12 protein-coding genes are annotated in these 15495 nt (G+C 68.6%); all 12 read right to left on the reverse strand.

Translation table 11 applies throughout. The features are described from left to right. Nucleotides 1-248: 248 nt before the first annotated feature. Entirely contained in the window at nucleotides 249-1343 is a 1095-nt protein-coding gene (locus AE652_RS23925) for an ABC transporter ATP-binding protein (protein ID WP_049654858.1), read from the reverse strand. Beyond that, nucleotides 1333-2385: an ABC transporter ATP-binding protein gene (locus tag AE652_RS23930; RefSeq protein ID WP_049654861.1), complete on the reverse strand. Its 1053-nt coding sequence runs from the start codon at nucleotides 2383-2385 to the stop codon at nucleotides 1333-1335. Before AE652_RS23930 ends, AE652_RS23925 begins: the two co-directional genes overlap by 11 nt. A gap of 16 nt (nucleotides 2386-2401) precedes the next feature. Beyond that, a complete protein-coding gene (locus AE652_RS23935) occupies nucleotides 2402-3316 on the reverse strand; it encodes an ABC transporter permease (protein WP_049654888.1) in 915 nt (304 codons plus the stop codon). Between the two features lie 76 nt (nucleotides 3317-3392). Then, entirely contained in the window at nucleotides 3393-4319 is a 927-nt protein-coding gene (locus AE652_RS23940; RefSeq protein WP_049654864.1) for an ABC transporter permease, read from the reverse strand. Between the two features lie 115 nt (nucleotides 4320-4434). Then, entirely contained in the window at nucleotides 4435-6060 is a 1626-nt protein-coding gene (locus AE652_RS23945) for an ABC transporter substrate-binding protein (RefSeq protein WP_049654867.1), read from the reverse strand. Between the two features lie 204 nt (nucleotides 6061-6264). Next, complete coding sequence (locus AE652_RS23950; protein ID WP_049654872.1) at nucleotides 6265-7281, reverse strand: ABC transporter ATP-binding protein; 1017 nt, start codon at nucleotides 7279-7281, stop codon at nucleotides 6265-6267. Further along, nucleotides 7274-8323 (reverse strand): ABC transporter ATP-binding protein, encoded by a 1050-nt coding sequence (locus AE652_RS23955; RefSeq protein WP_049654875.1) that lies wholly within the window; start codon nucleotides 8321-8323, stop codon nucleotides 7274-7276. The genes AE652_RS23950 and AE652_RS23955 overlap by 8 nt, the downstream gene beginning before the upstream one ends. Before the next feature lie 20 nt (nucleotides 8324-8343). Beyond that, entirely contained in the window at nucleotides 8344-9288 is a 945-nt protein-coding gene (locus AE652_RS23960; RefSeq protein ID WP_082345928.1) for an ABC transporter permease, read from the reverse strand. Then, nucleotides 9281-10207 (reverse strand): ABC transporter permease, encoded by a 927-nt coding sequence (locus AE652_RS23965; RefSeq protein ID WP_049654878.1) that lies wholly within the window; start codon nucleotides 10205-10207, stop codon nucleotides 9281-9283. The genes AE652_RS23960 and AE652_RS23965 overlap by 8 nt, the downstream gene beginning before the upstream one ends. Before the next feature lie 140 nt (nucleotides 10208-10347). Next, nucleotides 10348-11991 carry an ABC transporter substrate-binding protein gene (locus tag AE652_RS23970; RefSeq protein ID WP_049654880.1) on the reverse strand — a complete coding sequence of 548 codons (1644 nt, stop codon included), beginning with the start codon at nucleotides 11989-11991 and terminating at the stop codon, nucleotides 10348-10350. A gap of 431 nt (nucleotides 11992-12422) precedes the next feature. Then, nucleotides 12423-14327: a translational GTPase TypA gene (typA, locus tag AE652_RS23975; protein WP_049654883.1), complete on the reverse strand. Its 1905-nt coding sequence runs from the start codon at nucleotides 14325-14327 to the stop codon at nucleotides 12423-12425. Nucleotides 14328-14680: 353 nt separating this feature from the next. Beyond that, nucleotides 14681-15495, reverse strand: an 815-nt coding sequence (locus AE652_RS23980) for an ABC transporter substrate-binding protein (protein WP_234348512.1), incomplete at its 5' end; no start/stop codon positions are given.

The raw sequence follows: 15495 nt of genomic DNA on the forward strand, positions 1-15495 counted from the left end.
TGGAACTCCACGTGCAGGTCGTCGACCTCCAGCAGCGGCGTCCCGGGCTCCACGCTCCCCCGGCCACCGCCGATCACCTCCACCGCGTCCATCAGAGCCGCCCTCCTCAGCACCGCGGCACCCACCGCTGGGCGCAGAGCAACTATCAGGGAAGGGAGGGTACTTGGCGAGCCTGCGGCAGATCTCTTTTCCGTCACGGGAAAGGGCGCGCCCCCACCTGCGAGGACGCGCCCTGGTAGGGGGCGGTGTCAGCCGGACTCCCGCTCGACGCCCCGCTCCGCGGCGAAGTGGCACGACTCGGCGTGCCGCGCCGCGTCGCCCAGCCAGGACGGCGCGACCAGCAGCGGCTCCTCGACCTCGCACCGCTGCTGCGCCTTCCAGCAGCGGGTGCGGAAGCGGCAGCCGGACGGCGGGTTGGCCGGCGAGGGCACGTCGCCGGTGAGCACGATCCGGTCCCGCGTCTCGCGCGCCGTCGGGTCCGGCACCGGCACCGCCGAGAGCAGCGCCTGGGTGTACGGGTGGGTCGCGTGGTCGTAGATCTCCGCGTCGCTGCCGATCTCGACCATCTTCCCCAGGTACATCACCCCGACCCGGTCGGAGATGTGCCGGACGATGGAGAGGTCGTGCGCGATGAACATGTACGACAGGTTGAAGTCGCCCTGCAGCTGCTCCAGCAGGTTGATCACCTGCGCCTGCACCGAGACGTCCAGCGCGGAGACCGGCTCGTCGCAGATGATGACCTCCGGCTTGAGCGCCAACCCCCGGGCGATGCCGATGCGTTGGCGCTGCCCGCCGGAGAACTGGTGCGGGTAGCGGTTGATGTACTCGGGGTTGAGCCCGACCACGTCCAGCAGGTCCTGGACGGCCTTGCGGCGGTCCCCCTTGGGCGCCACCTCGGGGTGGATCTCGAACGGTTCGCCGATGATGTCGCCGACCGTCATGCGCGGGTTGAGCGAGGTGTACGGGTCCTGGAACACCATCTGGATGTTCCGCCGGACGGCCTTCAGTCCCGCCCCGGAGAGCCGGGAGATCTCCTCCCCCTTGTAGCGGACCGATCCCGAGGTGGCCGGCTCCAGGTTCATCAGCACCTTGGCCAGCGTGGACTTCCCGCAGCCGGACTCGCCGACGATCCCGAGCGTCTCACCGTGCATCAGGTCGAAGGTGACCCCGTCGACCGCCTTCACCGCCCCGACCTGCCGCCGGAGGATGATGCCCTTGGTGAGCGGAAAGTGCTTGACCAGGTCCCGGACTTCGAGGATCGGCTCGCCGCGCGGCACCTCCCGCGCGAGGGCGACCTCCTCCGGCACCACCGCGCCCAGTGCGCTGGACCCGTTAACGGCCATGGAGGGTCTCCTTCCAGAAGAAGCAGGCGCTGCCGCGCCCCTCCAACGGCGTCCCGTCCTCCTCGGCGACCGGGTACAGCTCCGGCACCTCGGCCCGGCAGACGTCCTGGGCGCGCGGGCAGCGCGGGTTGAAGGCGCAGCCCGGGGGGATGCGCAGCAGGTTGGGCGGCAGGCCCTTGATCGCGTAGAGCTCCTGGCCCTTCTGGTCGAGCCGGGGGATCGAGTCCAGCAGGCCCCGGGTGTACGGGTGCGCGGGCCGGGCGTACAGCTCGTGCACCGGGGCGGTCTCCACGATCCGGCCCGCGTACATCACCGCGATCTTGTCCGCGACGTCGGCGACCACGCCGAGGTCGTGGGTGATCAGGATCAGCCCCATGTTGTACTCGGCCTGCAAGTCGGCCAGCAGGTCCATCACCTGTGCCTGCACCGTCACGTCCAGCGCCGTGGTCGGCTCGTCCGCGATGATCAGGTCCGGCTCCAGCGCCAGCGCCATCGCGATCATGATCCGCTGGCGCATACCGCCGGAGAACTGGTGCGGATAGTCGTTCACCCGCTCCTTGGCGGCCGGGATGCGCACCCGGTCCATCAGCTCGACGGCCTTGTCCCGCGCCTCCTTGCGGGAAACCCCCCGGTGCGCCCGGAACATCTCGCCGAGCTGGTAGCCCACGCTGAGCACCGGATTCAGCGCGGACAGCGCGTCCTGGAAGATCATCGCGATCTTCTGGCCGCGGATCCGCCGCCGCTCCTCGTTGCCCATCCTGAGCATGTCCTGGCCCCGGTAGAGGATCTCGCCGCGCGGGATCCGGGCCGGCGGCATGTCCAGGATGCCCATGACCGCCTGCGCCGTCACCGACTTGCCCGAGCCGGACTCCCCCAGCACCGCCAGCGTCTCCCCCGCCGCGACGGAGTAGCTCACCCCGTTCACCGCCTTGGCGACCCCGTCCCGGGTGGCGAACTCGACGTGCAGGTCCCGGACGTCGAGCAGCGGCCCCTGGTACGGCGCCTTCCGCTCGTGCCCGGCGGTGTCCACCGCTGTACTCACGATGCGCTCCCCTCGCTCAGCGAAGCTTCGGATCGAGGGCGTCGCGCACCGCGTCGCCCAGCATGATGAAGGCCAGCACGGTGATCGAGAGCGCCGCGGCCGGGAAGAACAGCACGTACGGCGCCGTCCGGATCACCTTCTGGGCGGAGGAGATGTCGATGCCCCAGGAGATGGTCGGGTCCTGCAGACCGATGCCGAGGAAGCTCAGCGTCGCCTCGGCGGCGATGTAGCCGCCGAGCGCGATGGTGGCGACGACGATCACCGGGGCGACCGCGTTCGGCAGGATGTGCTTGAACATGATCCGCCAGGTGCCGGCGCCGAGCGCCTTGGCGGCCGTCACGAAGTCGGCCTGCTTGACCGTGATCACCGAACCGCGCATGACACGGGTCATCTGGGTCCAGCCCAGGGCGACCAGCGCGAAGACCACGCTCCAGACGGTGCGCGAGGTGAAGGCGTTCAGGACCACCAGCGAGCCGAGCAGCAGCGGGATGCCGAAGAAGATGTCGGTGATCCGGGAGAGCAGCGCGTCGACCCAGCCGCCGAAGAAGCCGGCCACCATCCCGGTCAGCCCGCCGAGCAGGGTGACGGCGGCGGTCACGAAGATGCCGACGGTGATCGAGGCGCGGGCGCCGTACACCACCCGGGCGTAGATGGACCGGCCCTGGGCGTCGTACCCGAACCAGCCGGCCCCGAAGACGTCGCCCCAGTTCGGCCGCCTGAGGTAGTCGTTCACCAGGTCGGCCTTGCGCGGGTCCGCGGAGGTGAACGCCCAGGGGAAGACCGCCATCACCACCAGCAGCACGATCAGCACCGCCGAGATCAGGAAGATCGGCCGCCGGCGCAGGTCCCGCCAGGCGTCGGCCCACAGGCTGCGGGCCTCCTCCCGCTTCACCACGTCCGGTTCGACTAACGTCTCCTGCTCGACCGCCATGCCCTGCTCGCCCGCGTAGTCGAGGCGCGAGACCCCGGGCTTGGGGTGCGGCTCGTACGAGTCCTCGTCGTGGATGTCAGGCATAGCGGATCCTCGGGTCCAGGACCGCGTAGAGCAGGTCGACGAGCAGGCTGGCGACCAGGTAGATGATCACCAGGACGGTCACGATGCCGACCACGGTGGGGCCCTCCTTCTGGTTGACCGCCCGGTACAGGACGTTGCCGATGCCCTGCACGTTGAAGACGCCCTCGGTGACGATCGCCCCGCCCATCAGCGCGCCGAGGTCGGTGCCGAGGAAGGTGATCACCGGGATCAGCGAGTTTCGCAGCAGGTGGCGGGAGATGATGGTGCGCCGGGGCAAACCCTTGGCGACCGCGGTGCGCATGTAGTCGGCCCGCAGGTTCTCGCCGATCGACGTCCGGGTGAGCCGGGCCACGTACGCGAGCGAGAGCGAGCCCAGGACGACGGCCGGCAGCACCAGTTGGGTCAGGTCGTAGCTGTCCTGCACCGTCGGGGTGACCCAGCCCAGGTTGGTGGCGAACACCGTCTGGGCGATGTAGGCCAGCACGAAGACCGGGATCGAGATCACCACCAGGGTGAAGACCAGCACCAGGGTGTCCGCGACGCTGCCGCGCCGCAGGCCGGAGACCAGGCCGAGGGCCAGGCCCGCGATCATCTCGAAGACGAAGGCCATCAGGGCGAGCCGGATGGTGACCGGGAAGGCGTCCGCCATGATGTCGGTGACCGGACGGCCGGTGAAGCTGGTGCCGAAGTCCCCCTGGAAGAGGTTCCCCATGTAGTGCAGGTACTGCTTCCAGAGCGGCTGGTCCAGGTAGTACGTGTGCTTGATGCTGGCGACCACGGCCGGGTCGGCGGCCTTCTCCCCGAACAGCGCCGCCACCGGGTCGCCGGGCAGCGTGTAGACCATCAGGAAGATCAGCAGCGTGGTGCCGAAGAACACCGGGATCATCTGCAGCACCCGACGCAGCACGTAACTGCCCATCCGAGCCTCCTTCCTAGGTGTCCGACTGGGTGCCCGGCCGACCGGACCGGTCGGCCGAGAGACCGCGCCCCGCCCTCCGTGCGGGGAGGGCGGGGCCGGCGCGAGGGCTCGGGGCTCAGCCCTTGACCTCGACCTGGGTCCAGGCCGGGTTGCCGAAGGAGTCGAACTTCACGTTCTGCACCTTGGTCGAGTAGCCCGAGTTGGTGCGGTAGTACCAGAGCGGGATGGCGGGCATCCCGCTCGGCAGCACGGCCTCGGCCTGCTGGTAGCCGGTCACCGTGTCGGCGACGCTGGCGGCCTCGTCGGCCCTGGTGGCCGCGTCGTCGAACTGCGGGTTGCTGTAGCCGAAGTCGTTGGACGCGGCACCGGTGCGGTAGACGTCGGCCAGGAAGTTGGCGTTCAGCGGGTAGTCCTGCACCCAGCCGGTGCGGAAGGCGCCGTTGAGGGTGTGCCCGGTGATCGCGGCCCGCGCGGTCTTGAAGTCGGGCTTCGGGTCGCCCAGGCAGTCGACCCCGGTGTTCTGCCGGATCGAGTTGCAGACCGCGTCGACCCACTCCTTGTGGCCGCCGTCCGCGTTGTAGGTGATCAGCAGCTTGTTGCCGGGGACGCCGCCGCCCTCCTGGATCAGCTGCTTGGCCTTGGCCGCGTCGAACGTGCAGAACTCGCCGCAGGCGCCGTCCTTGTAGCCCTCGACGCCCTCGGCCACCCAGGCGGTGGCGGGCTTGCGGGAGCCCTGGAGCACCGTCTTGGTGATGGTGGCGCGGTCGATCGCCATCGACAGGCCCTGGCGCACCTTCGCCTTGTCCGGCGACGCCCAGTCGGCCTGGTAGAGCGTGAAGCCGATGTTCTGGATGGCGCCCTGCGGAGCGTCCACCGCCCGGTCCCCGAGGTCGCTCTTGTACGTGGCCAGCGCGGACGGCGGCACCTGGTCCATCACGTCCAGGTTGTTGGACTGGAGGTCCGCGTAGGCGGCCTCGGACGTGGTGTACATCTTGAAGACGATGCCGCCGTTCTTCGGCTTGTCCACGCCCTGGTAGTCCGGGAAGGACTTGGTCACCACGTTGTTGTTGTGCGACCAGCTGACGAACTGGTACGGGCCGTTGCCCACCGGCTTCTGCCCGTACCCGGCCGGGTCCTTGAAGAAGCCCTCGGGCAGCGGGGAGAAGGCGATGTAGCCGAGCTTGTACTCGAAGTACGAGACCTTGTGGCTCAGCTTGACGGTGAAGTGCAGCTCGTCGGTGACGGTCAGCCCGGACATCTTGTCCGCGGTGGGCTGGCCGGAGGTCGGGTGGACGTCCTGGTAGCCCTCGATGTCGGAGAACCAGGAGCTGTTGATCTGGTTGTTAGCCGGGCTGGCGCCCCAGTTCCAGGCGTCGACGAAGTTCTGGGCGTGCACCGGGGTGCCGTCGTGGAACTTCCAGCCGTCCTTCAGCGTGATGTCGAAGGTCTGCGAGTCACTGGTGTCGATCTTGTCGGCGACCTGCATCCGGATCTTGGCGTTGCTCGGGTCGTAGTCGACCAGCCCCTTGAAGAGGTTCTGGATGATGCGACCGCCGCCGACCTCGTTCGCGTTGGCCGGCTGCAACGGGTTCTGCGGCTCGTTGCTCTGGTAGCTGAAGGACTTGCCGGCGTCCGACGAACCGCTGCCCCCTCCGCCGCTACTGCTGCTGCAGCCGGTGGCCACCAGGGCCACGGAGGTCGCAACGGCGAGGACCCAACGAGCACGGGCGGCTACGGGCATGGAGGTCCCTCCTCAGGGTGTGTTTCGCATCACACCCCATGAGAAGCGCGCCCCGGCGACGGCGCGCGTCAGGTGCACCCGGACGGGTGCGGTGACCCCCTGCCGAGTTGACGCGGCGCCGGACGACGCGGCGCCGGATCGACAGAATGCGGAAAGGGCCCGCGGCGCGAACGCCACGGGCCCTTCCTGCGACTACCGGGGGGATCAGGCCGCGGCCTGCTCCCTGACCTCGGGGAAGTGGCAGGCCGACTCGTGGGCGGCCGCGCCCTCCAGCAGCGAGGGGACCGCGAGCAGCGGGACCTCCTCGGAGCACCGCTCCTCCGCCTTCCAGCAGCGGGTGCGGAAGCGGCAGCCGGACGGCGGGTTGGCCGGCGAGGGGATGTCCCCGGTGAGGATGATCCGCTCGCGGGACTCGCGCGCCGTCGGGTCCGGCACCGGCACCGCGGAGAGCAGCGCCTGGGTGTACGGGTGGGTGGCGTTCTCGTAGATCTCCTCGTCCGAGCCGATCTCGACCATCTTGCCCAGGTACATCACGCCGACGCGGTCGGAGATGTGCCGGACGATGGAGAGGTCGTGCGCGATGAACATGTAGGAGAGGCCGAACTCGCCCTGCAGCTGCTCCAGCAGGTTGATCACCTGCGCCTGGACGGACACGTCCAGCGCGGAGACCGGCTCGTCGCAGATGATGATCTCGGGCTTGAGCGCGAGGCCGCGGGCGATGCCGATGCGCTGGCGCTGGCCGCCGGAGAACTGGTGCGGGTACCGGTTGATGTACTCCGGGTTCAGACCCACGACGTCCAGCAGGTCCTGGACGGCCTTGCGGCGGTCCCCCTTGGGCGCCACCTCGGGGTGGATCTCGAACGGCTCGCCGATGATGTCGCCGACCGTCATGCGCGGGTTGAGCGAGGTGTACGGGTCCTGGAACACCATCTGGATGTTCCGGCGGACGGCCTTCAGGGCGGCGCCCTGCAGCGTGGAGATGTCCTCGCCCTTGAACAGCACCTGGCCGGAGGTGGCCCGCTCCAGGTTCATCAGCACCTTGGCCAGCGTGGACTTGCCACAGCCGGACTCGCCGACGATCCCGAGCGTCTCGCCCTTCTTCAGCTCGAAGGAGATGCCGTCGACCGCCTTGACCGCGCCGACCTGCTTCTTGAAGAGGATGCCCTGGCTCAGCGGGTAGTGCTTGACCAGGTCCTTGACCTCCAGGATGTTCTCAGCCATGGAGGGTCTCCTTCCAGAGGTGGCACGCGCTGCGGCGGCCGGTGAGCTCCTTGCCGTCCTTGTCCGTGACGTGGTGCAGCGCCGGGATCTCGGTGCGGCACAGGTCGGTGGCGACGTCGCAGCGGGGGTTGAACGCGCAGCCGGTCGGAACCTTCAGCAGGTTCGGGGGCAGGCCCTTGATCGCGTACAGCTCCTGGCCCTTCTGGTCCAGGCGCGGGATGGAGCGGAGCAGGCCCTTGGTGTACGGGTGCGCGGGGTTCGCGTACAGCTCGTGCACCGGGGCGGTCTCCACGATCCGGCCCGCGTACATCACGGCGATCTTGTCCGCGACGTCGGCGACCACGCCGAGGTCGTGGGTGATCAGGATCAGGCCCATGTTGTACTCGGCCTGCAGCTCGGCCAGCAGGTCCATCACCTGGGCCTGGACGGTCACGTCCAGGGCGGTGGTGGGCTCGTCCGCGATGATCAGGTCGGGCTGGAGCGACAGCGCCATCGCGATCATGATGCGCTGGCGCATGCCGCCGGAGAACTGGTGCGGGTAGTCGTTCACCCGCTGCCGGGCGGCGGGGATGCGCACCCGGTCCATCAGCTCGATGGCCTTCTCCTTCGCCTCCTTGCGGGAGGCGCCCTGGTGCACGCGGAACATCTCGCCGAGCTGGTAGCCGACGGAGAGCACCGGGTTCAGCGCGGACAGCGCGTCCTGGAAGATCATCGCGATCTTCTGGCCGCGGATCCGCCGCCGCTCCTCGTTGCTCATCGTGAGCATGTCCTGGCCGCGGTACAGGATCTCGCCCTGGGTCACCTTGCCCGGGGGCATGTCCAGGATGCCCATGATGGTCTGCGCCGTCACGGACTTGCCGGAGCCGGACTCGCCGAGCACGGCGAGCGTCTCGCCGGCCGCGACGGAGTAGTTGACGCCGTTCACGGCCTTGGCGACACCGTCCCGGGTGTGGAACTCCACGTGGAGGTCCTTCACCTCGAGAAGAGGAGTGCCAACTTCGAGACGGTCGTTCTTCTGGTCGTTCTCGATCACGGTGGTCATCGGGGTCGTCACCTCTTCTCTCAACGGAGCTTCGGGTCGAGGGCGTCGCGCACCGCGTCGCCGAGCATGATGAACGCCAGAACGGTGAGGCTCAGCATTCCGGCGGGGAAGAACAGCGCGAACGGCGCCGTCCGGATCACCTTCTGGGCGGAGGAGATGTCGATGCCCCAGGAGATGGTCGGGTCCTGCAGACCGATGCCGAGGAAGCTCAGCGTCGCCTCGGCGGCGATGTAGCCGCCGAGCGCGATGGTGGCGACGACGATCACCGGGGCGACCGCGTTCGGCAGGATGTGCTTGAACATGATCCGCCAGGTGCCGGCGCCGAGCGCCTTGGCGGCCGTCACGAAGTCGGCCTGCTTGACCGTGATCACCGAACCGCGCATGACACGGGTCATCTGGGTCCAGCCCAGGGCGACCAGCGCGAAGACCACGCTCCAGACGGTGCGCGAGGTGAAGGCGTTCAGGACCACCAGCGAGCCGAGCAGCAGCGGGATGCCGAAGAAGATGTCGGTGATCCGGGAGATGATCGTGTCGACCCAGCCGCCGAAGTAGCCGGCCAGCATGCCGGTGAGGCCGCCGATGACGGTCACACCGGCGGTGACGCAGATGCCGACGATGATCGAGGCGCGGGCGCCGTGGACGACGCGGGCGTAGATGCTGCGGCCCTGGAGGTCGTAGCCGAACCAGTCCGCCTGGAAGAGGTGGCCGTAGTTCGGCTTCGTCAGGTAGTGGTTGCGCAGGTCGCCGGCCCGCGGGTCCACCGAGGTGAACAGACCGGGCGCGATCGCGATGACGATCAGCAGCAGGATCAGCAGCGCGGAGATCACGAAGATCGGCTTGCGCCGCAGGTCGTGCCAGGCGTCGGAGCCGAGGCTGCGGGGCTTCTCGGGCTTGGCGGCCGCGGTGGCGGCGCCGCCCTGGGCCGGGATCTTCCCGGCGGTCTTCTTCTCGGTCAGGTCAGGCATAACGGATCCTCGGGTCCAGGACCGCGTAAAGCAGGTCGACGATCAGGCCGGCGGCCAGGTAGACGATCACGAGGAAGGCCACGAAGCCGGAGACCGTCGAGCCCTCCTTCATGTTGATCGCTTGGTAGAGCGCGTGGCCCACACCCTGGACGTTGAAGATGCCCTCGGTGACGATGGCGCCGCCCATCAGGGCGCCGAGGTCGGTACCGAGGAAGGTGACCACCGGGATCATCGAGTTGCGCAGCAGGTGGGTGCCGATCACCTTGCGCCGCGGCAGGCCCTTGGCCACCGCGGTGCGGACGTAGTCGGCCTTGATGTTCTCGGCGATGGAGGTGCGGGTGAGGCGCGCGACGTAGGCCAGCGAGAGCGAGCCGAGCACGACGGCCGGCAGCACCATCTGGGTGATGTCGTTGCTGTCCTGGACGGTCGGGGTGACCCACTTCAGGTTCTGCCCGAAGACCGTCTGAACGATGAAGCCCAGCACCGGGACCGGGATCGAGATCAGCAGCAGGGTCATGACCAGGGCGCCCTTGTCGAAGAGCTTGCCGCGGCGCAGACCGGCGTACAGGCCGATCCCGATGCCGAGCACGATCTCGATGGCGAACGCGAACAGCGCCAGCTGGACCGTGACCGGCAGCGCCTCGGTGATCTTGTCGAGCACCGGGCGTCCGTCCAGGCCGGTGCCGAAGTCACCGGTGAACAGCTTCCCCATGTAGTCGAGGTACTGCTGGACCAGCGGCTTGTCGAAGCCTTGCTGGTGCCTCAGCGCGGCGAGCTGCACCGGGTCCGGCGCCTTGTCGCCCCACAGCGCTGCCAGCGGGTCACCGGGCAGCAAGTGCACCATGAAAAAGATGAGTGCGGTCGTTCCGAGGAACACCGGGATCATCTGGAGCAGTCGCCTTGCGACAAAGCGCCCCATCGTGCCTCCATGTATGACTCTGCCGGGCCCGTCAACCCGGCAAGAGATAAGTCGGCGTGCCAACGGCCGGTGCCAGTCCTCGCCCTTGTGGGGATGGACGGGCACCGGCCGTTGTCACCGGGTCAGGCGGTGCCGACCGATTACTTCTTCTTCTTGACCTCGACGTCGGTGTAGACCGGGTCGCCGAAGGAGTTGAACTTCACGTTCTGGACGTTCTTGGAGTAGCCGGAGCTGGTCTTGTAGTACCAGAGCGGGATGGCCGGCATGTCCTTGGCCAGAACGGCCTCGGCCTGCTGGTAGTACTCCGCGGTCTTCTCGACCGTGGTGGCGGCGTCCGCCTCCTTCGACAGCTTGTCGAACTCGGGGCTGGAGTAGCTGCCGTCGTTGGCCGCGGCACCGGTGCCGTAGACGTCGCGCAGGAAGTTGGCGTTCAGCGGGTAGTCCTGCACCCAGCCGGTACGCATCATGCTCTGGACCTGCTTGCTGGTGACCAGGTCACGCGAGGTCTTGAAGTCCGGCTTCGGGTCACCGAGGCACTCGACGCCGACCGACTGGCGGATCGAGTTGCAGACCGCGTCCACCCACTCCTTGTGGCTGCCGTCGGAGTTGTACAGGATGGTGATCTTGCCGCCGGGAACGCCGCCGCCCTCGGCGATGAGCTGCTTGGCCTTCTCCGGGTTGAACTTGCAGGCGTCGCCGCAGGTGCCGGCCTTGTAGCCCATGACGCCGGGCGCCACGAACGAGTCGGCGGGGATGCGGTTGCCGTTCAGCACGGTCTTGGTGATGGTGTCGCGGTCGATCGCCATCGAGAGGCCCTGACGGACCTTCTCCTTGCCCGGGGCGTTCCAGTCGCCCTGGTACAGCGCGAAGGAGATGTTCTGGATGGCGCCCTGCGGCTGGTCGACCGCGCGCTTGCCCAGGTCGTCCTTGTACTTCGGCAGGTCGGTCGAGTCGACCTGGTCCAGGACGTCCAGGGTGTCGGACATCAGGTCCTTGTACGCGGCCTCACCGGCGGTGTAGTTCCGGAAGACGACGCCGCCGTTCTTCGGCTTGTCGATGCCCGTGTACTTGTCGTAGGCGGCCAGCGTGATGGCCTTGTTGTGCTCCCACGAGACGAACTTGTAGGGGCCGTTGCCGACCGGCTTCTGGCCGTAGCCGGCCGGGTCGGTGAAGAAGCCCTCGGGCAGCGGGAAGAAGGCCGAGTAGCCGAGCTTGTACGTGAAGTACGAGACCGGGGTGGACAGTTCGATCGTGAAGTGGGTGTCGTCGACGACCTTCAGACCGGACATCTCGGTGGCCGTCGGGTCACCCTTGTCCTTGTCCGGGTGGACCGCGTCGTAGCCGACGATGTCGGAGAACCAGTCCGAGTTGATCTGGTTGTTCTTCGGGTTGGCCGACCAGTTCCAGGAGCTCACGAAGGACTTGGCGGTGACCGGGGTGCCGTCGTGGAAGGTCCAACCGGACTTCAGCGTGACGGTGTAGTTCTTGGCGTCGGTGGTCTCGATCTTGTCGGCCACCTGGTTGCGCAGCGCACCGGTCGCGGGGTCGTAGTCGACGAGGCCCTTGAAGAGCTGCTTGACGATACGGCCGCCCTGGTTCTCCATGGCGTTGGCCGGCTGGAGCGGGCGCTGCGGCTCCGCGCTCTGGTAGCTGAAGCTGGCGCCCGGGTCGACCGCAGCGCTGTCGGAGCTGCCCCCGGAGGAGTCGCTGCTGCTGCACGCAGTCGCAGCGAGGGCGACAGCAACAGCTGCGACAACCCACTTGGCCTGGCTCGCACCGCGCATCGGTGTGCCTCCTGAATTCGACGTTGCAACGAGGAGGGCACTGCGGAACGGTTCCCACCGGACCCGCTGTGCCGTCCGCGCTCGTGGTTTCGGCGCGCACCCCTGCGCGTTCACCCTTGACCCGAGCCTGACTGCACCCACTATCCGTCACGCACGGACACGAAAGTGACCAGTGACGATCTCAATTAGGTCACATGAACAGTCGGTAAGTTTCGAAAACCGGACATTTGAGACATAGCCAGACAGGCACCAAACGGACAGTCGTCACGGATGACGAACTGTCACGTCCGCTCAGCGGACACCTGGGTGTGATGAGCGCTATTCCGTGAATAGCGGCCCCGACAACTTGGAGTAGTTGAAAAAGTTCGCCCCCCTCTCCATGGGAAAGGGGGGCGAATCATTCCGGCCAATGGCCGTTCAGTGCGTCCGGATCACGCCTTCTTGGCGCGCGAGGCGGTGCGACCGCGGTCCTTCTGGTCGAGGACGACCTTACGGATGCGAACCGTCTCCGGGGTCACCTCGATGCACTCGTCCTCGCGGCAGAACTCCAGCGACTGCTCCAGCGAGAGCTTGCGCGGCGGGACGATCGACTCGGCCACGTCGGCGTTCGCCGAGCGCATGTTGGTGAGCTTCTTCTCCTTGGTGATGTTCACGTCCATGTCGTCGGCACGCGAGTTCTCACCGACGATCATGCCCTCGTACACCTCGGTGCCCGGCTCGCAGAAGAGCACGCCGCGCTCCTGCAGGTTGGTCATCGCGAAGGCGGTGACCACACCGGCCCGGTCGGCGACCAGCGAACCGTTGTTGCGGGTGGTCAGGTTGCCGAACCACGGCTCGTGGCCCTCGTGGATCGAGTGCGCGATGCCGGTGCCGCGGGTGTTGGTGAGGAACTCGGTACGGAAGCCGATCAGGCCGCGGGACGGCACGACGAACTCCATCCGGACCCAGCCCGAGCCGTGGTTGGACATGTTGTCCATCCGGCCCTTGCGGATGCCCATGAGCTGGGTGACGGCACCCATGTGCTCCTCGGGCACGTCCACCGTGAGGCGCTCGACGGGCTCGTGGGTCTTGCCGTTGACCTGCTTGGTGACCACCTGCGGCTTGCCGACGGTCAGCTCGAAGCCCTCGCGGCGCATGGTCTCGATCAGGATGGCCAGCGCCAGCTCACCGCGGCCCTGCACCTCCCAGGCGTCCGGACGCTCGGTGTCGAGCACGCGCAGCGAGACGTTGCCGATCAGCTCGCGGTCCAGGCGGTCCTTCACCTGGCGGGCGGTGACCTTGCGGTCCACCTTGACGCCGGCCTTGGCGTCCGCGCCCTTGCCGCTGCCGCCACGGCCGACCAGCGGCGAGGTGTTGGTGCCGATGGTCATCGAGATGGCCGGCTCGTCCACCGTGATCAGCGGCAGCGCGATCGGGTTCTCCGGGTCGGCCAGGGTCTCGCCGATCATGATCTCGCCGATGCCGGCGACGGCGCAGATGTCACCGGGGCCGGCCACCTCGGCCGGCTTGCGGGTGAGCGCCTCGGTCATCAGCAGCTCGGAGATGCGGACGTTCTGGATCGAGCCGTCACGCTTGATCCAGGCCACGGTCTGGCCCTTGCGCAGCTCGCCCTGCTCGACGCGGAGCAGCGCGATGCGGCCGAGGAAGTTGTCGGCGTCCAGGTTGGTGACGTGGGCCTGGAGCGGGGCGTCCTCGTCGTAGCTGGGGGCCGGGACGTGCTCCAGCAGGGTGGAGAAGAAGGGCTCCAGGCTGGTGCTGTCGGCCGGGACGGTGCCGTTCTCCGGCTTGGTCAGCGAGGCGACGCCGTCACGGGCGCAGGCGTAGACGATCGGGAACTCGATCTGGTCCTCGTCCGCGTCCAGGTCCAGGAACAGGTCGTAGGTCTCGTTGATGACCTCGTCGATCCGGGAGTCCGGACGGTCGGTCTTGTTGATGCAGAGGATGACGGGCAGGCGGGCGGTGAGCGCCTTGCGGAGCACGAACCGGGTCTGCGGCAGCGGGCCTTCGGAGGCGTCGACCAGGAGGACGACCGCGTCCACCATCGACAGACCGCGCTCGACCTCGCCACCGAAGTCGGCGTGGCCCGGGGTGTCGATGATGTTGATGGTGATCGGCGCGCCACCATCCTTGGGGTGGTACTTGACCGCGGTGTTCTTCGCGAGAATGGTGATGCCCTTCTCGCGCTCCAGGTCGTTGGAGTCCATCATCCGGTCATCGAGCTGCTGGTGGGCTGCGAAGGCGCCGGCCTGCTTGAGCATGGCGTCGACCAGCGTGGTCTTGCCGTGGTCGACGTGGGCGACGATGGCGACGTTACGGATGTCGTTGCGCGTGGGCATGCCTAGCGGATTCTCCCGGAATCGTGGGTTACGGCGCCCGGCCGCGAGACGCGCACTTGCGGCCCTTTCGGCCGCTGCCACCCGTTCCGCCTGCTACTACCGGTCCACCCGCCGGGCATATCGACATGCCTCGGCTTCCTCCTATCGTACGGGGAAGCGCCCAGGTGAGCAGAAACGAGCAGGTCGCAGGGGATCAAGATCACAGGCGGATCACACGGCGGCCACCCGGCGACCGGGCTCCGGCTCCCTTCCGTTCGTGCTCCGACGGCCCGGCCGACGCACCGGGCGGACGCCCCCGGAGCGGTCTCCGGGCGGCGTCCGCCGACGCCGTGCGCCGCCCCGCCCGGGAAGCCCTACCCGCCCCAGCCCACGTCCTGGAAGCGCGGCCACCCGAAGCCGTACGCGCCCGCGCCGACCACCCCGGTCCGGACCCCGACCAGCTCCGGCCGCTGGTAGAGCGGCACCGAGTGCCCGAGCTGCCAGATCCGTACGTCCGCCTCCTGGAGCAGGTCGAGCCGGGCCGCCGGGTCCGGTTCGGCGGCCGCCCGGTCGAACAGCCGGTCGATCTCCTCGGTGCCGCCGCGGCCGAAGTTGCCGCCCGGGTCCGGCACTCCGTCGGGGTCCGGCCGGGGCTTGGCGTAGGCGGGGCGCTGTTCGCTCGCCGGGCTGGGGCCGACCGGCCGGGAGAAGAGCGCGAGGTCGTAGTCCCCGGCCGCCAGGTGCTCCCCGACGAAGGACTCGGCGGGCACGGGCACCTGCCGCACCGCGATCCCGGCGTCCCCGAGGCCGGCGGTGAGCGCGTCGGCGGTGCGCTTGGCGGTCGCCGAACCGGCCGGGAGCAGCAGCGAGAGGGAGAGCGGCTTGCCGCCCCTGCTCCGGACGCCCCCGCCGGTGGGCCGCATCCAGCCCGCCTCGTCCAGCAGCAGGCCCGGGTCCGCCTGGTCGACCGCGCCGCTGTTGTCCCGGTAGCCCTCCTGGTCGCCGGCGAGCAGGTGGCTGCCCAGCGGTGCGGCGGGCAGGCCGAGCGGGGTGAGCGCGGCGGCGGCGATCCGCTGCCGGTCGACGGCCCGGGTGAGGGCCCGGCGCACCAGCGGGTCGGTCAGCGGGGCGCGCTCGGCGTTGAGGGTGAGCTGGGTGAGCGAGGCCGCGGCGGCCCGGTGCACGGTGA

This window comes from Kitasatospora sp. MY 5-36 (assembly GCF_001182915.1).
In the GTDB taxonomy this organism is placed as follows: Bacteria; Actinomycetota; Actinomycetes; order Streptomycetales; family Streptomycetaceae; genus Kitasatospora.